Consider the following 23164-nt stretch of genomic DNA (forward strand, 5'->3'; position numbering starts at 1 on the left):
CGGAGAGAACGGGAAGGGCGGGTGCGGGGAGTCCGTCTGCACCGGCCGGAGAAGGAGAAGAGGGTCATGCGGCGGGTCCGAGGTCGTGGCGGCCGAGGGTCTTGGCGAGGGCGCGCTCGGTGATCGCGGCCGTCGCCGCAGCGGAGGCCGCGCCGTGGCGGGCGGCGTCCGGCTCCTTGTACCAGGGCTTCAGGTCGAGGAGGGCGGGGCGGATGCCGGTGGCCAGCAGCAGGGCCGAGCCCTTCGGGAGCGCGCGGATCGCGTCTGCGGGCAGCACCCGTTCCTGCCGCATCGACACCGACGTCGACTTGCCCGACTCGCTCGTGGACACCGACACCGTGCGGACATCGTGGTCACCGACGAGACGCGAAAGCTTGTCGGCGAAGTCCGCGTCATCGATACCGGAGCCGATCAGCTTGACCGTCGCCGCGGACCACAGCGCGTCCATGCCGCTCTCGCCCCAGACCCGGACCCCCTGCCGGTAGGACTGGAGGATCGTCACCGGGATCACGCCCCGGGACCCCAGGTGGGAGTAGAGGTCGGGCAAGTCCTGGATCTTGCACACGTTCGCCGCCTCGTCCAGGATCGCGAGCAGGCAGGGGTCGAGGCGTCCGCCGTCGCGCTCGGCCTGGATGACCGCCGCCCGCATCACCGCGTCGGCCGCCGCAGCGATGATTGCCGAAGCGGAGCCGCCGCCGTCCTTCGACAGCAGGAACAGCGTGTCGCGGCGGGTGGCGAACGCGTCCGGGCGGAACTCGGCGATCTTCTCCGACCGGCGGGGCGGGGTGACCCAGGCGGCGATCTCCGGGTCGAGGAGGCAGCTCGCGTACTGACGGGCGGTCTCGTAGATGCCGTCGCGGGTTTCGACGGCACCGGCCACGGTGCCCTGGAGCTGCGCGGCGACCGCGTCGAGCCCCGCGTCGTGAAGGAGATCGACCGGGGTGCGGTCGGCGGGCGAGGCGAGCCAGGCCAGCACGTCGGTGATCGGCCGCCCGTCGTTCGCCGCCGCCAGGAACAGAGCGGTCAACGTGTTCGCCGCAGCGGTGGACCAGAAGTCCCCCGCAGACGACTCATCCACCGAGGCGGTGACGAAGTGCCCGGCCAGCCGCCGTGCCCCGGCGAGATCGTGGGCGTCGGCGAGGACGTCCCACCACATCTCCCGGGGTGCGTGGGCGATCTGCTGCGGGTCCAGCGTCCACACCGTCCCCACCTCGGCCCGCGCCGTCGCGGTGGCGGTGAACGCGTCGTTCGCGGCCTTGTTCGATGTCAGCAAAACCGGACCGGGCGCCCGCAGGATCGCCGGGATCGCCAGACCGCTGGTCTTCCCGGAACGCGGGGCCATGATCGCCAGCAGCACGTCCTCCCACGAGGACCGCACCTCCGCCCGTCCCGGCTTCAGGGTGCCGAGGAGGACACCCCTGTCGTTGGGCGCCACGTCCTTCGGGGCCGTGCCTTTCAGACTCGGCCGCAGCCCGATCGCCTTCGCCACGCCCTCCTTCGGCAGCAGCGCGGACAGGTCTCGGGCAGTTGCCAGGCCGCTGGTGCTGCCACACCAGCGCAGCCAGAGCTTCGCGCCGAAGAACCCGCCGGTGAACAGGACGAGGGCGGGCAGGACCCGGCACCCGGCGATGAGCGCCGCCTCGGGCAGGCCCGGCCACACCTCCTCGGGCCGGATCAGGGCGGCGGCGGGATCGTAGGGGACCCAGGCCCCGGTGCCGACGAGGAGGTTGGCGAGGTTACCGAACAGCCATGTCAGGAACCCGGCCCCCATAGCGAGCGCGGCTGCGCCGAGCATCAGATAGAGGAGGAAGTCGGTCCCGGTGGTGGCCGAGGGCGGACGAGAAGAAGACACAGAGCAGTCCCAGACGGAGCAGGCGGACGGGCGGCGGGGCGGGGATGGCCCGGGGCTCTGGTGACCACGAACACGACGAACTCCTTCAGTGACGGCGGGAGGCGGAGGAGGGCGGGGCGGTGGCGGACGGGCGGCTCGCCGCAGGTACGGTCTGCTCCGGAACGGCGGGCGCGCGGGTGGTCGCGGCGGGTGAGGTGGCGGTGGCCGCCGCGCTCCGGTCGGCCCGGCTGGTGCGGACCTCCGTCAGCACGGCCCGGTACGCCGCCTCGGAGACGAGCGACGGGTCGAGTTCCGCGTCGAACCCGGCGGCCCGCAGAAGAACCGTGGCGCGGGTGGACCGCCTCTTCTCCTCCTCGACGCCGAGCCCTTCGGGTAGCTCGTGCCACACATACAGCGGCGGCACCGAGTTCTCCACGAACCCGCACTCCCGCAGCACCTGGTGGGCAAGGGAATCGGTGGCGTCGGCAATGACCTCGCTGCTCAGGGGCTTGCGGTAGATCGCGGCAGCGGTGCCGGACTCCTCATGACGGAAGGACACGCAGGAACCTTTCAGCAGAAAACGGGGTGGTCACCGGGCCCGGCGCTGGTCCGGGACGGCGGACGCTGTCCGGGCGGTCGGGGTGGCGGGCGAGGGGGAGACGGTCCGGCCGGTGAGGGAGGGGGACTGGGCGCGGGCGGCTTCCTGCAGCGCCGGTCCCTGGCCGGTGGTCAGGGCATGGAGGGTGTCGACCTCGGAGAACAGCGGTACAGCGGTTAACGCTAAGTCGGTGATCATGGGCATCTAGCACAGCCGATCGGCCTGGCTGGAGTAGAAGCCTCTTGGCATCCTGGGCCGGGCCGGCCCAGGATCGGATGCCGTTGCCCCATGGCCGAGGCGTGCCGTTTGCCGGGGTCGGGTCGTTGACCGGTATGAGCGCCCCGTCCGGGGCGCGAGACCATGCGAGGGACCGCTGTCGGTGCACGGGGTGACGACGTGCGGGGCAGTGAATCCCGTTTCGGGAAGGACATTCATGACTGACGCGCTGCGGGTGGGCGAGGTACTTCGTCTTGGTGAGTCTTTGCAGGGTGGTGCCTACACCCTGACGCTGCGTGACCACGGGAACCTGGAGCTCACCGAGCCGGACGGCAGTGCCGTGTGGTCGACCGAGACCTGGGACCGGGGGGTGCGTGTGGCCGTGCTCCAGGACGACGGCAACTTCGTCCTCTACGACGGGGACGACACCGCGGTGTGGGCCACCGACACCAACGGCCGGGACGGCGAGCGGCTGGTGGTGCAGGCCGACCGCAACGTCGTCCTGTACGCCAAGGATGGGTCCCCGCTGTGGGCGTCCGGAACCAACACCGACCACCCGCTCGAAGCCCCGTCAACCAGGGCCGGCCACGCCTGAGACACGCACCCGCACATCCCGCTACGTGAACCGGACCCCGCCAGTCCGAACTCGACTGAGCCCCGCTGTCCGCGGGGCTCAGTCCTGTTTCGGGCCCATCCCGCCGCGCCGTGGCGGAGTGTCGTATGGCTCTGGGCGACGATCGTTGCGCATGGTGATTCTCATAAATGACCGGTTGTGAGAACCGTTCTTGCTGGTCGGCGCCGAGCACGTTTGCCCAGACCGGTTCTCGCAGAACCCCTCTCACAACCGGTGAGTTCTGCGAAGCCGTCCTGAGGGACGCGGCCGGGGGAGCCGCGACCTGCGGAAACCGGCTTAGCGTTACTGGCTGTTCCGTTGGTCCCCGACGCCGGGTGTCTGCCGTGGCGGCGAGTTCGGTCTGGAGGTCGCCCAGGTGCTCAGCAGCGGCGGCCAGTTGGTGCCAGGGCCGGTAGGCCGGATCGCTCTCGGCCATCGACAGCATCAGGGATTGGGCGTGGTCCCCGACGGCCCAGAGGACGGAGGCTGCCTGACCCAGCGCTCCGTGATCGGGGTCGAAGAACGGTCGCACCTCGGCGGCGATCGCGCTCGTCTCGTCGGCCTCCAGCAGACGGTCGGTCAAGGAGGCCAGGGCGTTGTTGGCGAGTCCGGCGGCGTTGGTGGCCGGGGACGGGACGGTGGTCATGCTTGTACCTCCTGGTCAGCGGGAACGGGGGGCGGAACGGCCTGGAGCGGGATCGGGGTTCACAGCGGGCTGGGCTTCACCGGAGGGCGGGGCCGCAGCCCTGGCCGGTGCGGTGGCGTAGTAGTCGGTGACCTGGGCCCGCCACGCCGGGGCGGCAGCCGGCTGGCCCTCGCCCAGGGCCCGCAGTTCGGTGGTGGTGCCGTCGAGGCCCTCGCCGAGGGCGAAGAGGGTCGCGGCGGCGGTCTCGAACCGGTCGGCCAGCTCCCAGCCCTCGTCGGTCCCGGGCTCCCGGGCCTGGTCGACCGCCGCCTCGAAGAACTCCGACAGCCGCACCAGGACCCCGTCGACCGGGTCCAGGACGTGCTCGGTGATGTCTGCGGCCTTGGCCGGGGACTCGGCGCCGTTGAGCCGGTCGGTCAGCCGCAGGAGCTGCTGCCCGAGAATGCGCAGTCCGCTCGGATCGGAGGGGGTGGTGAGCCGGTCGGTGTCGAGGGTGGGGTCGAGGTCGACCCGGAAGCCGGCGGCGGTGAGCATCTTCGCCGCCGAGGTGGCCTGCCGGTTCTCGTACTCCCGGCCCATGTCCCAGTGCAGCCGGTACTGCCGGGAGACCAGGCCGTGGTCGTTGATGAACCCGGCATGCCGCAGCATCTCCACGGCCAGGACGCCGTGCTCGGCCCGCCGGAAACCGCCCTGGGGGATGGCGGCGACGTTGCCGCCCCACTCACGGACGATCACCACATGCGGCTGCTCGGACTCGGACATCAAGGGCTCCAGAGGGTGAGGGGCGGGGATCAGAAGTGGGGGTTCTCGGTGGGCCGGTCCGTCCCGGTGGCGGCGGCCAGCAGCTCCGGCAGATCGGCCGGGCTGGCCTCGCGCTGGTCGATCCACCAACCGGCACGTGTCACCGGCCGCACCGCGTCCTCCAGCTCCGCCCACTCCGCCTCGCTGGTGGTGCCCTCGGTGACGAGGGCGGCGTACGCGGCGGTGACGAGCTGATGGCGGCACCGCGCACCCCAGGCGACCGCGCGCTCGCCGCCCTCCAGCGGCGGCATCCGGAACTCCACCTCCCACCCCCGCGCTGCCTCCGCCTCGGCGGCCCGCTGCCCGGCCAGCCAGGACGCGGTGGCCTCGGCGTCCTGCGTGCGGGTGGCCTGCCAGCAGTCGGTGCAGTCCCGCCCGGCCAGCCACCGGGCGTACCCCGCCCGCTGATCAGCCGGACGGGCGGACAGGTCGGCATCGACGCTGTGCCCGCAGGCATGCTCGACGGGCCAGATGGTCTTCACAGCCATGAAGGGACTCCTCGAAGAGGGAAGTGGATACGAGGGGCGCAGGCCGGCGTGTACGGGCCGGATGCCCGCCGGGGCGGGGCAGGGGTGATGAGGATCAGCCCCGGGTGCCGGTTTGGCCAGGCCGCGATATTCCGCTAGACGCCGACGTGGGCAGGGTGGCCAGGACCATTAGGCTGATGATGATCTTGGTCTGTAGCGTGGAGGCCGACACGGCGCAGTCCGCGCCGGTGCGCATCGCATGACGACCAGGAGGGGTTCCGCATGGCTATCGAATCGGGCAAGTGGGAGATGACCAGCAGTGACAACTACGGCGAGTATCTGAAGGCCGTGGGCGTCGGCATGATCCAGCGGAACCTGGCCGAGAAGGCCACTCCCACCGAGGAGCTCACGACCGGCGACGGACCCTGGGAGCTGTCCCACACGACTCAGCTCAAGGTCTGGAAGGTGACGTTCACTCTCGGCGAGCCCTTCGATCAGGTGTCGGAGGACGGACGCACCGCGAAGTCGGTGTTCGCCAAGGACGGGGACAAGCTGATCCTGGTCCAGAAGATCGGGGGCGATCAGAGCCAGGTGATCAGGGACTACAGCCCGACCGGAATGACGGTCACCTATGCCGCCAAAGGCATAACGGCCACCCGCGTGTTCAAGCGCCTCTGAAACCTTTCGCGCACCACAGCATGCCGACACGCCCGGGGCCAGGACCGTGACGACGGCGGCCAGGCCATGTCCGCCGGCCGAGAGCCCTCGGCCGGCAGCAACCTGGGCGGCAACCCCTCCGCCCGGGGCAACGGGAACCGGGTGGGAAGAGCAACGTCCCGATCCAGAACGGACTTCCCAAACCCGCCGGCAACAGCACCGTCTGTGCTCCCCTGTCTGCGGTCCGCCCTCCCGGCACCAGCTGCACCAAGGGCGAATCAGCGCGCCCCCGGCCGCTGGTGACGTGCGATGGGAACGGCCGCCGGGACGGTGCTGGTCGGAGCCGGGGCAGGCCCGGGGAGGAGCCCGGCGTGGGGTGAGCGGGAGCGGGCGGCCTCGGCCCGGAGCGCCCGGGAGGCTTCTGGGCCCGGGACTGCGAGCGGCTGGGCGGCCTGGGCGATCTCGACCAGGGCGCCCGCGTTCTCGTTCCAGGTCAGGGCGTAGTGCCAGCCCTCGGCGTCGCACAGGCCGTCGGAGACGGCGTCCCAGTCGGCCAGCACCTTCTCCCCGGCCTCGATCGAGGCCGCCAGACGGATGAACGGGCTCGTCCACGGTCAGCGCTCCCCGTCCCGGCTGGAACGGTGCCGGGTGCGGCGGGTGCTGGGCTGGGTGCCGAAGGCGTCGGCGCCGAGATGAACGCGGCCGTGACCGGAGTTGGCCGTGCAGGTGTCGAGGTAGAGCCGTACGAGCTTGCCGATGGCTCGGCGGAGGCGGCGTCGGAACACCGGGGTAACGCTCCTTGTATAGAGGAGGAGTGAAGGCGGGGCCACCGGCCGAGGACGAGCAGCCCCGCCGGAAGAGGGCGGGTCAGGCAGCCATCCGGGCGTCCGTGTCGAACAGCGTCCGCTCGGCCGGGTGGAGGAGGTGCTGGGTGATGAAGCTCCGGCCCGCGACCTTCCACAGACCACGCCCCTTGGTGAGCGCCGATACGGCCTGGGTCTCGACGCCGGTGAGGCCGAGGAGGGCGGCGGCGGAGGCGAGCTGGTCGGCTTCCTGCCGGTAGATGATCCGCGTCGAGCAGTCCGTGAGGAGGCCCTCGGCGAGGGCGCGGCTCCGGGAGCCTGCCTCGCCCGCGGTCAGCAGATCGGACAGCCGGTGGATGACCATGACATTGGCGATGCCCAGACCCCGGGACAGCTTCCACTGGGACTGCATCCGCTCCAGCAGGGCGACATGCCGCATCACCCGCCACGCCTCGTCGTAGATCACCCAGCGGCGCCCGGCGGTGGGGTCGGAGATCGCCGCCTCCATCCACGCCGACGCACACGTCATCGCCAGCACCAGCCCCGTGTCGTCGCCGGTGCCGCCGAGCCGGGACAGGTCGATCGACAGCATCGGCGCCGACGGATCGAACCGCACGGTCGACGGGGCGTCGAACATGCCGCCGAGGTCACCGTGGATCATGCGGCGCAGGGCGTGGGCGAGATCCTCGGCAGCCCGCCCGAGCCGCCCCGACGACTCGCCGGTCGCGGCGTCGAGATGCTGGGGCGAGCCGAGAACGAAGGCGACATCGCCGAGCAACGGCGTCGTCCCTGTCTGCTGCGTGTACGCGACGACCTGGTCGAGCGCGATGTCCAGAGCGGTGTGCTCCATCGGGTGCAGCTCCCGGCGGAGCACTGTCTTCGCCAGCGAACCGAGGAGGAGAAGACGCCGTTTACGGACCTCGGTCGTCCAGTCCTCGTCGCTGATCCCGTACGGCTTCTCCGGCGCGTCCAGCGGGTTCAGCCGGCCGGGGAGACCGGGCCCCAGCGCGATGGTCTGCCCGCCCAGCTCTCGCGCGACGACCGTCCACTCGCCCTTCGGGTCACAGGGGACGTAGATCCGGTAGCCGAAGGCGGTGGCCCGCAGGGCGAGGGATTTGGCGAGGGCGGACTTGCCCATGCCGATGATCCCGGCCAGCAGGATGTTCGGGTTGGTGAATCCCTCCAGCCGCCCGTAGAGGGCGAACGGGTCGTAGCAGAAGCTGGCTTCGGCGTGGACGTCTTGGCCGACGTACATCCCCTGCGCGCCGAGGCCGCCCTCGGCGAGGAAGGGGTACGCGCCGCTGGCGACGGCGGTCGTCATCCGGTGGGCGGGGAGCTTGAGGTGTCCGCCCCGGGCGGAAGCCGGACCGGGGCGGCCAGCGGCCGGATAGGTGGGCTGGAGTTCGGGGTCCGGTCCGCTGGTGGCCCTGACTGTGTCGGGGCGGGTGGCGTGGCGGGCCTTGGCCTGCGCGGCGGTGAACTCGGCCTTCGACCGCCGGGAGGAGCGGCGGTCGGTGCGGTGGGGGGTGAACAGCGGGCTGGCGGTGGCCCGGGGACGTACAGGCATCGGTGGGTGCTCCAGGTCAGAGGCGGTCGGGGCCGGTGAAGGGGGCCCGTAGTTCGGCGGGGGTGTGGGTGTGGCGGACCCGTACGGACATCCGCAGGTGGCGCCCGCACACTGGCAGCCGGGGACGGCACCCGCTGCGGACGAGGAACCGGTCGGCGTCGGTGGCGGGGGCGCGGTGCCAGGCGGCGTGCAGGTGCTCGGCCGCCTGCCACAGCCGCACCCGCGCCGCCTTCAGGACTTCGCCCCCGGCGCGGTCGATGGGGGTGGTGCGGGTGGTGTGGGCGTCGAGGAGGGCGTAGAGGGCGAGGCAGTGCTGGTGCAGGGCGTCCAGTTCCGGGCGGGTGGCGGCGAGCGGGCCGTCGGGGACGGTGATCGCCCGGTGGAAATCGAGGGCTTCGGTGGCGAACGCCAGGTCGGTCGGCATCGGCTTCTCGGTCCCCGGGTCACGGCCGGGCGAGCGGCAGGGCGGCGTTGGTGAATGCCTCGGCCTGCTGCCAGGTCAGCGGACGCAGATCGACCAGCGCAGCGACGGCCGCGGTCTCGATCGCCGCGCAGGCGGAGTTGAGCTGGTCGGGGGTGTCGGCGGAGACGGTCACGAGCCCGGTGAGGGCGACATCGGCGTGGCCGGCGATGAGTTCGCGTTCGCGGTTCTTGATGTCCGCGTACTCGACGTTGTCCTCCTCGGAGTCGACCTGGCCCTTGCGCTGCCGCTCCGCCGCGTCCGCGATGACCGTCGCCTTCTTCCGCTGCACGTCCTTGAGCGCCGCGTCCAGGCCCTTCGGCGCGTAGGTCAGGGAAAGGGTGCGGCGGACGCCGGAGGTGAACAGGAGCTGGTGCAGGAAGCCCGCACCGGTTTCGATCCGGGGCCAGTTCTCGATCCAGAACGTGGCGTGGTGGCCAGTGTCGGTCTCGATCCGGTCCGCCTTCTCCACCAGGACCACCGGCCCGGCGGCGGCGGGGTCGGCCTGGGGCCGGTCGGTGTCCGACCACTGGTCGAGGGCCGCGCCCGCCTTCGGGTCGTAGGCGGTGCGGATCACGGCCGCGATCTCGCCCGCGGTCAGCCACCCGCCCGGGGTGAGACCGGCGTTGCGCACCGACTGGTCGAACGTGCCGGTGAGTTGGGTCAGTACGGAGAATGCCCCGGTGAGTCCGCCGCCGGCCTGGTTGATCAGACGGCGGGCGGCCTTCAGATCGAGGGCGATGGCGACGTAGCTCTCGTGCGGGGCGGCGGCCGGACCGGCAGCGGTCAGGAGATCGGTGTAGACGGGCCCGGCGAGATGGGTGTCCGGGTTCCCGTGCTCGGACCAGTACCGCTGGAGCGCGTCACCAGAGTCCGGGACCGTCCGCTCCAGCACCTGCACCCGGGCGATGTGCCCGGTCCGGGACAGCGCTGCCAGGGTCCGGCCCCACCCGGCGACGTTGTGGTTCTGCGCGGCCGGGTCGAGCAGCGCGAACGCCCGCGAGGAGACCCGGACCACGGCGGTCAGGGTGCCCTGGTGCGGGTCGTGCACGGCGCCGGTACGGCGGTCGGGGGAAGTGACCACCCGCAGCGAGGCGGCCGTGCCCGGAAGATGGAGCAGACCCTCCCGCCGGGGCCGGGACGAGGGCCGGGTCAGCCACACGAGCTGCCCCTTCGCCCGCCGGGTCGCGTAGCGGAGGGCGATCGGGGCCCAGTCGGCGAGCGACCGTCCCCGGTAGCGGACGAACACGGCCACGAGGATCACGGTCCACAGGGGGATGAGCTTCAGCGCGCCGGGGACGCCCGTGGACATGAGGACGGCGAGGAGGAGCAGGCCGGTCAGGGAGACGGCGACGAGCTGCGGTGCGGTCAGCCCGAGCAGGATGCCCCGGCGGGAGCGGTGGGGGAACTTCACCGTGGCCGGAGCCGGGGAAGCGGAGACGTCAGGGTGCATGGGTGGTGTCGTCCTTCAAGAAGATGAGGGGGTGCCCCCTGGGGGCGGACGGGTGGGTCCGCCCCCAGGGGTGCCGGTCAGCCGGTCAGGACCGGGGGTCCGAGCCGCCCAGACCGGTGGGCGGCTTCGGGTAGACCCACCGGGCCGGGGTCGTACCGCCCTGCGGACTCAGCCCCGGCGGAGCCGGCGGGGGCGTGGTCGGCGGTGTGGACACCGCCTGGGCCACGGGCGGAGGACCGGTCGGTGCCCCTGCGGGCGCTGGGCCTGGCGCGGTCGCCGAGCCGCTCGGGCTGGTGGTTCCCGGACCAGCGGGTGCGGGGCCCGAGGCAGCCGTGTCGGAGACGGGTGCGGCAGCGGTGCCGGTGGGTGCCGGTGTGCTGGTCGCTCCGGTCGCTGTCCCGGTCGTCCCGGTGGCTCCTGCGGATGATCCGCCGGTCACACCGCCGGTGCCGGTGGGCTGGCCAGGGCGCTGGATGAGCGGTTTGCCGCGGTCGCCGTCGGTGCGGGGGCGGCGGATGAGGGGCTGGCCCTTGTCGCCGGTGGCGTTCGGGTCCTCGCCGAACCGGAAGGTGGTCTGCGGCGGCTCGTCCCCGCTGATCCCCTCCGGCGAGGTGCTGCCTCCGGCCGGGTTGATCCCGGCGGCGACACCCCCGGCGCCCTGGCCAGGGACCTTCGCCGGACCCTGCGGAGCAGGCATACCCGTGCCCGCCTGCATGGCGAGCTGGCCTGCGGTCTTCGCCGCCCCGGCCGCGACCGTGACCCCGGCGACGCCGGTGCGGTGCAGATCGTCCTGCCCGCCGCCGTCGGCAGCCCAGTGCACGAACTTGTAGGTCGCGTACGGGCACAGCAGCACCAGAACCATGATCACGATTCCGGCCATGGCGTCCGACAGCGCGCCGAGACCGTCGGCCGGGTCGGTCTTGCCCATGGCGGAGACGCCGAGGAGGAACACGATCGTCATCAGCAGCTTGGAGACGATCAGGGAGCTGGTGGCCTCGATCCAGCCGCGCCGCCAGCGGCGGGCGACCTCCCAGCCGCCACCGGCCCCGGCGAACACCGCCAGAGTGACCAGGATGAGGATGCCGACCTTCCGGGCGACCATGACGGCCCAGTAGAGGAAGGCGCCGATGGTGGCGCCGAGGGCGACGATCGCGGGGATGCCCCAGCCGAGCCCGTACATCGCCCCGTAGGAATTGACCTTGACGACACGGCGGATCGCGTCGTCGACCGAGGAGTTCGCCGCCTTGAACAAGCCGGCGGACAGGGCGTCCACGATGGTGAGGGCGATGGTGGTGCAGGCGATGGCGGCGAAGGCGAAGAACACCCCGGCGACCGTGCCGGTCACGGCCTGGAACAGGGCCCGCTCATCCCGCCGCCACGCAGCCCGTATGAGCTGCAGGCAGAACGTGCCGACGATCATGACCAGGCCGATCGGGAGCAGCAGCTCGTAGTTCTCGCGGAACCAGGTCGCGTTGAGGTCGACGGCGGTGGTCTTGTCCACGGCCTGCGCGGCGAGGTCGGCAGCGGCCTGGGCCATCTCGCCCATGGACTTGGCGATCCAGGCGCCGATGCCGTCCGTGATGGCCTGGCCGGTCGAACTCGCCACGCCGCCGACGGCGTCGCAGACCGTGTTCATCAGGGGCAGATCACATGCTGAAGGCATGGTTCACCTCCTTTCGTACGAGGTGGTCACGGGGCGGTGGTGGGCAGGACGGCCGCGAGGCGGCACGCCTTGTCGGGGCGGCACTGGACGGCGAGGGTCGAGGACCGGGGCTCGGCCCCGGTGCCCTTGTCGGAGCCGGTCCAGGCGATCGACTGACGGCCGGTGACCGTGACCGCGTAGATGTACGCGTCGGTGATCGCCCCCGGATCGGCGGCGAGCGCGGACTTGAACGCCTGCGGGAAGTGCCCCTCGCCGACCGTCGCGGTCGCGTACTGGGCCTGGTCGCCCATCCGGTACCACAGCACCGGATCCGGCACCAAGTCCGACACGGACGCCCAGTCCGCGTACTTCTTCTCGCTGGTCATCCACTTCTTGAGCCCGGCGATGTGCTCGGGCTGGGAGAGGCGGCGGGTGTCGTACGACCACAGCACCTTCGCGGCGGACTTGGCGAACTCCACCGGATCGGACGTGTTCACGGGCGCCGCCACCTGGCCCCCTTTCGGGACCTTCACCGGGGCCGGAGCCGGCGGAGCCAACTGCCGCGTCTCCGGCACCGAGCCCTGCTCGGCGGTGGTAGGGGTGTCCTCACGGGTGAGGAAGGCGACCAGACCAGCGACCCCGGTCAGCAGCGCCAGCACCACGGCCACGATCAGGGACCGGTGCAACACCGACGACCCCGGACCCGGTACCAGAGAACCCCTCGGGCTGCGATGGAAGGAACGTTTCTTCTCGTGTGTGGGCATCAGTTGACCTGGGTGCCCATCGCGGAGAAGAAACTGACGATGCCGTTCGCCGCGCCCAGCAGCAGCGCGCACCCGGCGGCGACGACGGTGCCCTTCTTGCCGTTCGCCTCCGCCTGGTGCCCGCCGGAGTGGTGGCCCCAGGCCCACACCAGCGCCGACACCGCGAGCGCCCCGACCACCGCGATGATCCCGAAGAGGTTGATCGAGCTGATGACGTCCTTCAGGACGTCCAGACCGGGCAGACCGCCGTCCGCAGGCTTGATACCGGGGTTGAAGGCCAGGAACTGACCTGACTGGCTGAGATTCACCACAAGACTCCTGTTTCAGGGCATACGAATGCCCGGGAGGAAGAGGGAGGGGGAGGTGGACGCGGGGGCGTCAGACGATGCGGCGGACGGCGAGGATGTCCGGCCGCCACTCCGCGAGGGTGGCGATCTTGACGACGTCGCCGGTGCGCGGGGAGTGCAGGATCAGACCCGAGCCGATAGCAAGGCCGACGTGCTCCGGGACCTGGGCCGTGCCCCGGGTGAACAGAAGGTCACCCGGCCTGATCGACCCGACGCCGACCGGCTTGCCCTCCTTGACCTGGGTGTACGTGGTCCGGGTCAGGGAGACGCCGCCGGCCTTGTAGGCCATCTGCATCAGGGACGAGCAGTCGCACCGCCCCATCGGGTCTTGCCCCTGCGGATCGGCACAGGTGCCGCCCCACTGGTACGGGGTGCCCAGGGCACCGAGACCCCAGCGGATCGCCGTCTGTACCGACTTCGGTGCGTCGGACGGGATCTCGTACCCCTTCGGCAGTACCCCGGCCGGGATCGGACCGAACTCCGACCCATCACCACCAGGACCACAACCAGCAGGAGTGCCTGGGGTGTCGCCGCCCTCGGTGAGGGTGGGGGTGATGGCCTTCTGCAGCGCGGTCGCCAGCGGCTCCCACTTCGCGTACGCGTCCGGGAAACCGGAGAGCTGCACCGCCTGCGCGGCCTGGGTCACGGTCATCGACTCCCAGCCCGAGACCTTGAGCAGCCCTTCGTAGAACTTGGTCGAGGCGTACACCGGGTCCCGGACCTGCTCCGGGGTGCCCCAGCCCATCGACGGCCGCTGCTGGAACAGCCCCAGCGAGTCCCGGTCCCCGTAGTCGAGGTTGCGGAGGCCGGACTCCTGGAGGGCGGTGGCGAGCGCGACGATCTGCCCGCGGACGGGGACCTTCATCGCCACCCCGGTGGCCTGGATCGTCCGCGCGTGCGGAATCTGTTCCTTCGGACTGGTCAGGCCCGGCACCGAAACGCCGCCGCCGTCCCCGCCGTTCAGGATCGACTCCACCTGCGCGGCGACCGCCCCTGTATCCACCCCCTGTGCACCGGTGTCGCAGGTTGCCTGTGCGTTGGTGGCGCCGACCAGGGCGACGGCGACCGGGGCGATCAGCAGCAGTGGGGCCAGCGCGACCCCGCCCGCGATCACCGCGACCTTCTTCACGACCGCCCCGTCGAACGAGGCGAGGGGCGTATCTGAACATGCCGCATTGACGGCTCCTTGCGTGTAGGCCGCCCGGCCCCGGCTTTCTCGTCGAAAAGGTCACCGGGAGGCGGGCGGGTCAAAGAAGAAAGAGAAGAAGAGGGCGGGGAAGGTGTCCGGGAGCGGCTAACTCCCGGACACCGGGCCCGTCATTCAGAAGCGGCAGCAAGCCGCCCTCGTAATCTCACCCGCCACACAGGAAAAGCCCCTCCGCGATAGACCTGCGCCCTCGTCTCCTGGACGGGGCAGCACGCAACAGCACAGCTCAACCGGCCCCAGGTCAGGGCCCGGAGCGGCGAACACGAGGGGGACTGTAGGAGGGAAATCCGGCCGCACCAAACGACCCCGGAAACCCGGATCACGTCATTGGGTACGGCCGGGAAAGACGGCTACTGTTCGCGGCACCGCTCACCCCGGACAGGGCGTTTGAGCGGGCCGCGCCCGCATGCACTCAGGAATCCAGCGGGCGTGCTGCCGTCTTTCCCGAAGGAGAAACCGCCGTGCCGTACACGCTGCACCGAGGCGACGCGCTCACCGTCCTGAAGACCCTGCCCGACGAGTCCGTCGACGCCGTCATCACCGATCCGCCGTACAACTCCGGCGGCCGGACATCCTCGGAGCGCACCGCCCGAACCGCGCGGGCGAAGTACACGAGCGGGGACGCCGGCCACGACCTGGCGAACTTCCCTGGTGAGAACCGCGACCAGCGCTCGTACCGGGCGTGGCTGACCGACCTGCTCACCGAGTCGTACCGGGCCGCCCGCGAGCACGCGGTCGTGATGGTGTTCACGGACTGGCGCCAGGAGCCGACGACCTCGGACGCGCTGCAAATGGCGGGCTGGACCTGGTCCGGCACCATCCCCTGGATCAAGCCCGCGTCCCGGCCAAGGAAGGGCGGCCCGAAGCAGGACTCGGAGTTCATCCTCTGGGGCGTCAAGGGCACTCTCGACAAGACCCGGGACCTCTACCTCCCCGGCCACTACGTCGCCTCCCAGCCCCGCAAGGACCGGGTCCACATCACTCAGAAGCCGGTCGAGGTGATGCGCCGCTCGTCCAGGTCGCCCGCCCCGGCGGCACCGTCCTTGACCCCTTCACCGGCTCCGGCTCCACCGGGGTGGCCGCGCTGCGGGAGGGCCGGAGCTTCGTCGGGATCGAGCTGTCCGACCACTACGCCGCCGTCGCCGAGCAGCGGCTGCGCGAGGCCGTCCTCACCCGGGACGACGTCGACCTCGCCGGACCGGAGCAGTGAGACCTGCCGGGCCGGAGCCGACTGGTCCCAGACGCCACAGGGCGGCCGACGCATCGACTTGATGCTCCGGCCGCCCTACTTCGTGTCCGTCAGGTCGTCTCGAACGCCCTGCGGATCAGCGGCACCATCTTCTCCAGGTCTCCCGCCGAGCTGATCCGGACCTCCAGGTCCCCCGTCCCCAGATGGCCTATGCCGCGCACGTCACGCGAGAAGCCGTCCTCCAGCGCGACGGTGGTCGGGTCCACCTTGAGATAGACCAGGATCGCCTGCTGCTTCGAACGGAAGATCACGCACGCCACATTCACCATCCGCCGGTAGACGATGTAGTGCCGCGTCGGCACCGTATCCACCTCACCTGAGGCAGTCAGCAGCTCGTGCAGTTCCCCATACAGATCCCGGAGAGAAACGGGCACCATGTTGTCGACAGCCGCCTCCACCGGCACCGCGCCCTCGGTACCGGACGGTCTCGCGGACTCCCGAGTGCGTCTCGACGGGCTGGTCCCGGAGGCCCCCTGGGCGGACTCGACCAGCATCAGGCTCAGTAGCCCGCCCTCGAAGACCCGGTAGCGCACCAGATCGATCCGCTGGCGCAGATCGTGCACCGCGATCCGGTCATGGTGTGAGAAGTCGGCGGCGATGCAGACCATCCGAGGGCTGCGCCAGTCGATCTCCCCGGCCGCTTCGTCCCCGAGCTTCTCCCGGACCAGGGCCTCGAACTCGTGACGGCTGCTCTTCAGCCACGACAGATAGGAGACCGCCTGGGACATGACCCCGTGGTCGGACCCTTTCTTGTACTCGATTACAACCGGCGTGTTGTTCTCGTCCAGCCCCAGCGAGTCGATTCGTCCCCGGTGCCATGGCCCCGTCGCGTACTCCGATGCCAGGAACCGGATCCCCAGCATCGCCTCCATACCGGCCTCGACCCTGCGCTGCAGCTCCACCTCCAGCGACACCGTCGAACCCCGCACCTCCACATCTCGGCCATCCGCACCCAGCCGGAACAGCTTCAGATCACCCACACGAACCTCCAGCCCATCAGCAGATCGACTGGGCAGAGAATCCACCCGGGCCAGCGGATATTCCGCTGTTATGGAAGCGTGATCAAGTGGCCGGTGTGTCCGGGGCCGGGAGGCCGAGGATCTCGCTCACCGGGCGCCCCCAGGTGGCCCATCGCTGCAGGGCTGCCCGGTCAATCAAGTGGATACCTTGCTCCTCGGCAAACCGCCGACCCTGCCTTGCGAACCCGCCGTTGGTCACTGCGATCACGATGTCCGCCTTGTGGACTGGCCGGGCCGTCCCGTTGAGGCCGTGCAGTGCCCCGTTGCCCATAGACCGGCCGGATGTACCCACGTGTTTGCACTGCACCACCACCCGCTGACCGGAAGGTGAGACCGCTATTACATCGGCTCCCATGTCTCCCGGCCCTCCCGTGCGGCGCTCGATGGCGTGGCCATCCCGCTCCAGCAGCCAAGCCGTGAGTTCCTCGAACTCTTGGTGGTGCAGGTAGTCGACCTGTTCAAGGGACCGGCTCCGGGAGGTCGCTCTGTAGGTGCGGCACTCGGCGTTGAACACCAGGAGTCGGTGAACCTCGCCCCGCTCCTCCCGCAGGATTCGGTCCACTCCCTTCCTCACCTCCTCGGCCTTGCCGTACAGCAGCGCCGCCTCGTCCAGGAGCTGTTCCCCAGTAGCGTTATCGGCGGAGTACCTATCGGGGTCGCCCGAAGCCTCGACAAACTGCTCATGGATCTCGCGGGCCTCGCTGGCAAGAGCACCGAGGTGGTCCGTGGCCTCGTCGAGCCGTGTTGCCGTCAGACCGATGAGCTGCTGCCAGTCCTCTCGCATGGGGACCCAGAAGTCCTTGGCGGTGTGATCTCCGAAGGCCCGGCTGTGCGCGTACTTCTGTTCAGCTCCCACCTCCTCCTGCCACCGCTCGACAGCTCCAACGACGGCCCAGGCGAACGCCTCCTCCTGAGCCCAGAGGTAGGCCGCCAGCAGAGCATCCTGGCTTGCCGCAGCGAGCCCCTCCTGCATCATCCTGGCCAAACCGGGATTTGCGTAGCGGGGGAGGGCTATGAGGGACGAAGGGTTATCGATCACCGGGATAGGTTACTCAGTGGTACTGACAAGGCACCCACTCGCACCCAGGCGCCGGGCAGCGCCTTCCCCTGGATCTTGCCTCGCACTGACTGAGGACTTGGCGTTGGCGGAACCGGCCAAACGCCTTTGTGAGGCGGATAGTGGAAGTCGTCACACCCAGGGGTGGCCAAGGGGTGGCCGGATGCCTCTGGACTGTGCAGCACACCCCAGCGGAGCCCGGCACGCCACACATGCTCTGATCAGGCAAAACGCGGACCGCAGGGCACGGTCTAGAACCGGGCAGCACGATCTCTAACGTGCTCGTCATGCGTAGGTCTCGGGTTTGAGGTTGGGCCGTGTGGTGTGGTCATGGGCGACCAGCCCTGTTGACTGCCTCGGCCAACCCCTGTGCCCCATTGAGGAGCAGATCATCCAGTAGGTTGAGGATGTCTGAACGGCGTGAGGCGGAGCTCGCTTGGGTGTACGCGCGGATCAGTATCTCGCCGATGCGGTGTGCGTCGGCTGCCGCACGGGTGGAGATGTCCCCGGAATCAGTGCCGTGCTCTTCGATGAAGCGGCGGACGCACAGCAGGATCAGATCGTCGACCCGGTCGGCTGCCTGTTCCAGAGTGATCAACAACTGGGGGAGGGCATGGCTGAAGGCGGGCGAAGCCATGAGATCGGTAAGTGGCTTCCGGAACGGGCGAAGGCGTTCGCCCCGTAGGGTTGAAGCTGTTGTGGCAGCTACTACCTTACGTACTTGCTCGTTCGGGTCGTGGAAGAACTGGCTGAGTGCTTCGTGAGCCAACGCGAGGTCGCCGGCGCTGGGAAGCCTCTGGGCACACAGTTCAGCGGCCCCTTGGCGCTGTGCGCTGTCGTCACCTGTGAGGACCGCTTGCAACAGGTCCGGTATGTCCCACTGCATCGCCCCCAGTGCTGCGAGGGATCCACCCCAGCGCCGCACCGCTTCGTTGGTGGAGGACAGCATTCGCTGGATCACTGGCTTCGCCATGGAAGGATCTTCGTAGCCCATGGCCACTGTCAGGCGTACCACGTGCCGAGTGGCCAGCAGGGCATCATCCGCTGTGACGAGCACGTGGAACGCCGCAGTCGCTTGAGTACCGGCGTGACGCATGGCGGCGAGGAGGACATGGGCGGCGCAGGCACGGACCGCAGGGGACGGGTCGGAGGCCATGCGGTGCAGATGAGGGACCACCAAAGCGGTGCGCGAGCCATCCGAGTCGTGGAAAAGGAGACTGCCCAAGATCTCGGCAGAGATCCCGCGTACGGTGTTGATGCCGACTGCGTATAGATCGAGGTCGCTGCTCAACTCGCGGGATTCATCGCCCAGGAGGTCAGAGCGGAGAGCTCGGTCGAGGATCATTTCGACCAGATCAATTGGTGTGGTTGCCGCGTATTTCTGGAGCGGCCAGCCGAGCCAACGGTCATGCTCCGGCACCCCCAGGCTGGCGAGATGCCGTACTGCGGCGAAGACCGGCGCCGGGTCGCTGAGCTTTTCGGCCTTACCGAGTCCTTGGAGAAGGGACGCGCCGTATTCGGGGTGAATGCTGACGTCGAAGTGCAGAGCGAGGTGTGCGAAGCGTTCAGGGTCTTCGATTGCATGGCTTTCCAGCACATGGCGCTGCTCCAGGGCACCGCCAGTGAGGGTCAGCCAGTTGGTTCGGTCCACGTTGTGTTTCCGCACGGCCCGTAGCCACTGGGCATCGTTCATCTTCCGCGCGGCTTCTTCGGCGATGGGAGGAGCGACGAATCCTCCGGTGAGTTCCTTCGGCTCTTCTGGTTGGCGTGCGTCGCCATGACGACGGCGGAGCTCCCCGAGGCGCCGGGCCCCTCGCTCGGAGAGCTTTTCCTCGGGCAACGCTGACAGGAGAACGAATTCGTCCGAGGGAGAGAGCTCCTCCTTGGGAGGAAGCCGGAGGTGGAGCACGGCATCCTCAAGCCGACGGAGGGTTTCATTGGGGAGGAATGGGCTTACGGAGTGGATGACCTGGCGTGCACTCCAGACACCGGGGTGCGAGTACCCGGCCAGTAGGCGGTGCCGGCCTTCGAGCAACAGCTCGGCCGACCAAAGGGCTAGGGACTCTCCTGCGGCGTCCAGGGACTGGTAAAGCAGCCACTGTGCTGTGTCGTACGGGACGGCCGCCAGTTTCTCCAGCAGAGGGCGGAGTTGGGACGGAGAGTCAAGGGCACTGGCTCGCAGTGCCGCAGTCGCACCGTTGAGCAGAGCAGAGTCCAATGCTCTGTCTTCCTGGTTCGGCAAGCGGAAGGGGAAGTGGCCATCGCTGATAGGCCAGCCGGTTCGTGCAGGATGAGCGGTCGCTTCCATGACCAGTAGAAGAACGGGCAGCAGACGGGTGCAGAAGGATGCGGGAGCACCGGTGGAGGCGTGCTCCACCAAGCGCAGGGCGAAGTGTTCCTTGCTGAGGAGAGCGATGACCCTTCGGTGATTGTCGAGTTGTAGAGCGTCCGGTCGTTCGGAGAGATGGGCGACGAGCAGTTCGACTGCCCACTCCGGCTGCTGCTTGCCGAGGTCGTGCACGGAGATCCAGAGGCCGCGCTCGTAGGGGGCGTACTGCCCGGTCCGTACCGCGCTCAGGATCAGGTCGAAGAGCGGTCTGCTGTGCCCGACCTGGGCGAAATGAGTGACTCTGAATAGCCATGTTAGGTAATCCGGATGCATAGTGTGGGGCGCGAGAAGTTCAGCCACTCGATTGGGATGTGTCTTGACGGCGCCCTCCATGATCCGGAGCGCCCACGCACACTCCTGCGGATCGTGCCCGCCCAGCCAGTCCTCGATCACCCCATCATTATCGGCGCAGCGGAACCAGTCGGTGCAGCTGAGGGTGTGCACCAGTCGGTCCAGGTAGGCGGGCCGGGTCGCCAGCACTCGTGCCACGGCGTCCCACTCCTCGGCTGTTGGCGCGTCCAGGGCGCCGAGCAGCGCGAGTGTCGCCTCCTTGATGTGGTAGCGGACGTCCTGGCACAACAGCAGAGCCTCGATCTCCTCAACAAACCGCTCGGGATCCAACTCCCGCAAATGGCTGAGGATCTGGCGAACCTGGCTGCGTCGGAAGAGTTCCTGTTCGCTGCCAGTGAGAAAGGCGACCAGGGTCTCGTTGCGGTGCATCCAGCCGCGTGCGAATGCGTAGTCGAAGAAGCTCTCGTGGAAGAAGGCGATCCGCTGGCCGTCACGCACCAGTACGTGCTCCGACACCAAAGTGTCCCTACTGACAGAAAGCCCATCGCCGTCGAGGACGGTGTGAGGGACTGACAACTGCTGTCGACGGCTGATGGCCTCGGCGACAGTGGAGACCGTCTCCTGGAATCGTGCGCCTGGATTGCGGCCCTGGCATTGCCTCTCCTTATGATTCCAGAAGGAATCGAAGAGCTGCTGGGTGGTGCGGAAAGTGAGTGCTCCTTCCTTACCTGCAACCTGGGCGAGCAATACCAGATGCAGAGGAGATCGCAGCTGCCGCCGCTGATCAGGGCCGACGTCGGCGGCATCGAGCCCCATGGCGGTGATGGCTGAGTCGATCTGTTCGTTGTCGAGCTCCCCGACGGCTACGTGGGTGCAGCGTTCCGGATCGGTGAGCTGCCGGATGCGGTGGTCGTGCTCGGCGTCGAATTTCCGGCAGGCGAGGATGATCCGCATGGTGGGATAGGCACTCGCCTCACGCACCAGATCGGCAACTGCGTCGAAGGTGTTCGGGATACGCCCGGAAATCACGCTGACGGCATCGAGCTGGTCCACGATCAGGACAGACGGCCGCCCGTTCGCCAAGGCGGCGAGCGCGCTGACGGGCGATGTGGTCAGGCCGATGCGCTCGCCCAGCTCGGTCGTGGTGGAGAAGGTACCCAGACGGTCGAGCCGGAACGCCAGCACCCGAGTTTCCTCGGTATTGAGACCGGTAAACGCCTGGTGCAGCACTGCACTCTTGCCGCCCCCGGCAGCGCCTGTGAGAAGGGTGAGCTGAGGGTCATCGGCCGCTCGCTCCGTCAACAGGGCAGCCTCCGGGCGGGAAATGACAGGCTGGAGGAGATCCCGTTCGGCGCTCGCTGCCCAGCGCTGGGTGGCCTCGCTTACCGCGTCGGCCACGGCCCCGCCGTCCAGCAGACGCACGCGCCGCAGCCTGTACTCCGGAAGCCGGGCCGTGATGGCCGCAGCATCGAGACGGGTACCCAGGGAGTCGTTGAGGAGATCGCCCAGACCGAGGGCCGCGAGCCGGCCCGGGGAACCGGCCATTACTTGCTCGGCGAGGGTGGCATTGATTGCGACGATGTCCTGCTCGTCGTGGCACCTCACCCACAGAGAGCGAAGCATCTGCCATGCCGTTTTCGGAGAGCCGTAGATCTTCGGAGAAGAGAGCTGTCGGAAGGGCTTTTGGAGCTCGTCGGTCAGCCAGTAATGAACGAAGGAGTCATAGTCGTTGCACCGGCGGGCCCGGTCGCTGAGTTCTTGCAGTGGCTGCGCGGGCACCGTAGAGACGAAGTGGAAGTCGTGGTCGAGCTCAGCATGGGTGCGGAGATGTCGCCAGATCTTCTTCTCGTCGAGGGAAGAGATACTCCAGCTATTGGAGTTCTTATTCTGTCTCTTGGCCTGATGGACCTCGGTTCGGCCATTTTTTCGGTAGGTGAACTCGACGCCCTCCCCGAGGATTCCGTCCGGTTCGAGGGTGATCGACTCGGCCTGGCCGAGTAGGACATAGAGGGCGTGCCTGATCGTCCACGCACCCTCGTAGCGGTTGCCGAACTTGTCCGCTTCGCCAGCTGGCCTCGGTGCCACCGGACCCCCTTGCTGCTGGATGGCTCCCCATCCTCGCCCTGTGCGTGATGTGCAGAAGGCCACCGTACTCCGCGCCCCTGACAGTGGTGTGGTTGAAGCTTCCGCTGCTCAGCGCCAGCTCTCGGGGACCCCTGCCAGAGGCTTTCGGCGGCTGCGAGTGTGTTGCGTGGATGATTGGCGAATCCGGTGGGGCGGATCCCATACGGAGAAAGTCCGGTCAGGCCAAACTGTTGTCGTTCCGGCTGAATAGGGGCTCTGTTCGTTGGATCCCTGGAGGACAGTTATGGGCCTGTTGCAAAAGCATCGCGGCGAGGTTGGACGGTTCTATGCTGCCCGGCATGACGCAGGGAAGCCCTTGGTCATGGGGGCGTGGCTCGTTGCGACGGAAGACGATCAGGTGGCTTCTGCCGTCGTCGATCTTTACGGCGGCATGCCCAAGCCGTCGTCCTCAAGGGCTGGGGCTGTGATTGAGGTACTGACCAGCAGCGACCGTGTGATGGTGCTGCTGGAGGAGGTATCCGTCGCTTTCCGCATGGTGGCGGCTGGCGTGGACGAGTCGCTCCACGCCTGTGATGGTGACCGGTTTGTAGAACCCGCAGCGAAGCGCGGAACGGCTTGTGGCTGCCCTCCGAGCCTGAGTGACCGCAGGGCGGCAGCGCTGGCGGGGCGGGGGCCTTCTCCGGAGGTGCGGTTGGGGTTCCGGCTGGCCGGCCGTCCTGGGCTGGGGGTGTTCTCGCTCGTCTCGACATCGTGGGAGTTCGCGGCGGAGCAGCCCGAGCTGGCCGACGCTCTGCGGCGGGCAGGGGCCCCGCTCCTGTGCGCGTTGGTCTACGAGCGGGTCGACTTCGTCACCCGGTCCGGGGTACCGGTGAGCTACCGGAGGCCGAGGGTGGAGATCGGCGGTGCGCGTGTCCTCTCGCCGGCCGGGATGTGCCTCGCCGTGTGACGGACGGCCGACGGTTGGCCGGTTGCCGGGGCATCCGCCGGTAAATGGGTGGCGTG

The 23164-nt window shown here is 69.1% G+C and carries 20 protein-coding genes and 1 pseudogene; 4 read left to right on the top strand and 17 right to left on the bottom strand.

Annotated features, from left to right (window positions below):
• Nucleotides 1-64: 64 nt before the first annotated feature.
• The 3 genes from ABT354_RS17050 to ABT354_RS17060 all read right to left on the bottom strand — a co-directional run bounded on the left by ABT354_RS17050 (nucleotide 65) and on the right by ABT354_RS17060 (nucleotide 2627).
• A complete protein-coding gene (locus tag ABT354_RS17050) occupies nucleotides 65-1795 on the bottom strand; it encodes a type IV secretory system conjugative DNA transfer family protein (protein ID WP_351494496.1) in 1731 nt (576 codons plus the stop codon).
• A 142-nt stretch (nucleotides 1796-1937) separates the two neighbouring features.
• Nucleotides 1938-2390: a hypothetical protein gene (locus ABT354_RS17055; RefSeq protein WP_351494358.1), complete on the bottom strand. Its 453-nt coding sequence runs from the start codon at nucleotides 2388-2390 to the stop codon at nucleotides 1938-1940.
• 30 nt (nucleotides 2391-2420) lie between these two features.
• A complete protein-coding gene (locus ABT354_RS17060; protein WP_351494360.1) occupies nucleotides 2421-2627 on the bottom strand; it encodes a hypothetical protein in 207 nt (68 codons plus the stop codon).
• A 235-nt stretch (nucleotides 2628-2862) separates the two neighbouring features.
• On the opposite strand from ABT354_RS17060, the gene ABT354_RS17065 reads away from it, so the two are divergent.
• The gene (locus ABT354_RS17065; RefSeq protein WP_351494362.1) at nucleotides 2863-3240 is read left to right on the top strand and encodes a hypothetical protein; all 378 of its coding nucleotides are present in this window, start codon (nucleotides 2863-2865) and stop codon (nucleotides 3238-3240) included.
• 679 nt (nucleotides 3241-3919) lie between these two features.
• On the opposite strand, the gene ABT354_RS17070 is transcribed toward ABT354_RS17065, so the two are convergent.
• Both ABT354_RS17070 and ABT354_RS17075 read right to left on the bottom strand, forming a co-directional pair.
• A complete protein-coding gene (locus ABT354_RS17070; protein WP_351494363.1) occupies nucleotides 3920-4666 on the bottom strand; it encodes a hypothetical protein in 747 nt (248 codons plus the stop codon).
• A 29-nt stretch (nucleotides 4667-4695) separates the two neighbouring features.
• The gene (locus tag ABT354_RS17075) at nucleotides 4696-5193 is read right to left on the bottom strand and encodes a hypothetical protein (protein WP_351494365.1); all 498 of its coding nucleotides are present in this window, start codon (nucleotides 5191-5193) and stop codon (nucleotides 4696-4698) included.
• Nucleotides 5194-5454: 261 nt separating this feature from the next.
• On the opposite strand from ABT354_RS17075, the gene ABT354_RS17080 reads away from it, so the two are divergent.
• The gene (locus ABT354_RS17080; protein WP_351494367.1) at nucleotides 5455-5850 is read left to right on the top strand and encodes a lipocalin/fatty-acid binding family protein; all 396 of its coding nucleotides are present in this window, start codon (nucleotides 5455-5457) and stop codon (nucleotides 5848-5850) included.
• Between the two features lie 257 nt (nucleotides 5851-6107).
• Here ABT354_RS17080 and ABT354_RS17085 read toward each other — a convergent pair whose 3' ends face one another.
• From ABT354_RS17085 to ABT354_RS17125, 9 genes are all read right to left on the bottom strand, one after another.
• Nucleotides 6108-6389, bottom strand: a complete 282-nt coding sequence (locus ABT354_RS17085; protein WP_351494369.1) for a hypothetical protein — start codon at nucleotides 6387-6389, stop codon at nucleotides 6108-6110.
• Between the two features lie 54 nt (nucleotides 6390-6443).
• The gene (locus tag ABT354_RS17090; RefSeq protein ID WP_351494371.1) at nucleotides 6444-6614 is read right to left on the bottom strand and encodes a hypothetical protein; all 171 of its coding nucleotides are present in this window, start codon (nucleotides 6612-6614) and stop codon (nucleotides 6444-6446) included.
• A gap of 82 nt (nucleotides 6615-6696) precedes the next feature.
• On the bottom strand, nucleotides 6697-8199 hold the full coding sequence (locus ABT354_RS17095) for a putative type IV secretion/conjugal transfer ATPase (RefSeq protein WP_351494373.1): 1503 nt from the start codon (nucleotides 8197-8199) through the stop codon (nucleotides 6697-6699).
• Nucleotides 8200-8215: 16 nt separating this feature from the next.
• Nucleotides 8216-8623: a DUF6238 family protein gene (locus ABT354_RS17100; RefSeq protein WP_351494375.1), complete on the bottom strand. Its 408-nt coding sequence runs from the start codon at nucleotides 8621-8623 to the stop codon at nucleotides 8216-8218.
• 19 nt (nucleotides 8624-8642) lie between these two features.
• Entirely contained in the window at nucleotides 8643-10112 is a 1470-nt protein-coding gene (locus ABT354_RS17105; protein ID WP_351494378.1) for an SCO6880 family protein, read from the bottom strand.
• A gap of 85 nt (nucleotides 10113-10197) precedes the next feature.
• On the bottom strand, nucleotides 10198-11775 hold the full coding sequence (locus tag ABT354_RS17110) for an SCO6881 family protein (RefSeq protein ID WP_502983432.1): 1578 nt from the start codon (nucleotides 11773-11775) through the stop codon (nucleotides 10198-10200).
• 26 nt (nucleotides 11776-11801) lie between these two features.
• Nucleotides 11802-12518, bottom strand: coding sequence for a hypothetical protein (locus tag ABT354_RS17115; protein WP_502983433.1), 717 nt, complete (start codon nucleotides 12516-12518; stop codon nucleotides 11802-11804).
• Nucleotides 12518-12826, bottom strand: a complete 309-nt coding sequence (locus ABT354_RS17120) for a DUF6112 family protein (RefSeq protein ID WP_351494382.1) — start codon at nucleotides 12824-12826, stop codon at nucleotides 12518-12520. Before ABT354_RS17120 ends, ABT354_RS17115 begins: the two co-directional genes overlap by 1 nt.
• 70 nt (nucleotides 12827-12896) lie before the next feature.
• Nucleotides 12897-13994, bottom strand: coding sequence for a C40 family peptidase (locus ABT354_RS17125; protein ID WP_351494384.1), 1098 nt, complete (start codon nucleotides 13992-13994; stop codon nucleotides 12897-12899).
• A gap of 539 nt (nucleotides 13995-14533) precedes the next feature.
• Between ABT354_RS17125 and ABT354_RS17130 the strand changes: the two are divergent.
• Nucleotides 14534-15282: pseudogene (locus ABT354_RS17130) on the top strand (DNA-methyltransferase).
• Nucleotides 15283-15371: 89 nt separating this feature from the next.
• Here ABT354_RS17130 and ABT354_RS17135 read toward each other — a convergent pair.
• The 3 genes from ABT354_RS17135 to ABT354_RS17145 all read right to left on the bottom strand — a co-directional run bounded on the left by ABT354_RS17135 (nucleotide 15372) and on the right by ABT354_RS17145 (nucleotide 22162).
• Nucleotides 15372-16301 (bottom strand): DUF5655 domain-containing protein, encoded by a 930-nt coding sequence (locus ABT354_RS17135; protein ID WP_351494386.1) that lies wholly within the window; start codon nucleotides 16299-16301, stop codon nucleotides 15372-15374.
• A gap of 82 nt (nucleotides 16302-16383) precedes the next feature.
• On the bottom strand, nucleotides 16384-17379 hold the full coding sequence (locus ABT354_RS17140) for a restriction endonuclease (RefSeq protein ID WP_351494388.1): 996 nt from the start codon (nucleotides 17377-17379) through the stop codon (nucleotides 16384-16386).
• A 346-nt stretch (nucleotides 17380-17725) separates the two neighbouring features.
• Entirely contained in the window at nucleotides 17726-22162 is a 4437-nt protein-coding gene (locus tag ABT354_RS17145; protein ID WP_351494390.1) for an NACHT domain-containing protein, read from the bottom strand.
• A 361-nt stretch (nucleotides 22163-22523) separates the two neighbouring features.
• Between ABT354_RS17145 and ABT354_RS17150 the strand changes: the two genes are divergently transcribed.
• Complete coding sequence (locus ABT354_RS17150; RefSeq protein ID WP_351494392.1) at nucleotides 22524-23108, top strand: hypothetical protein; 585 nt, start codon at nucleotides 22524-22526, stop codon at nucleotides 23106-23108.
• The last annotated feature ends 56 nt before the right edge of the window (nucleotides 23109-23164 follow it).

Source organism: Streptomyces sp. NPDC000594, assembly GCF_040299965.1.
Taxonomy (GTDB): domain Bacteria; phylum Actinomycetota; class Actinomycetes; order Streptomycetales; family Streptomycetaceae; genus Streptomyces.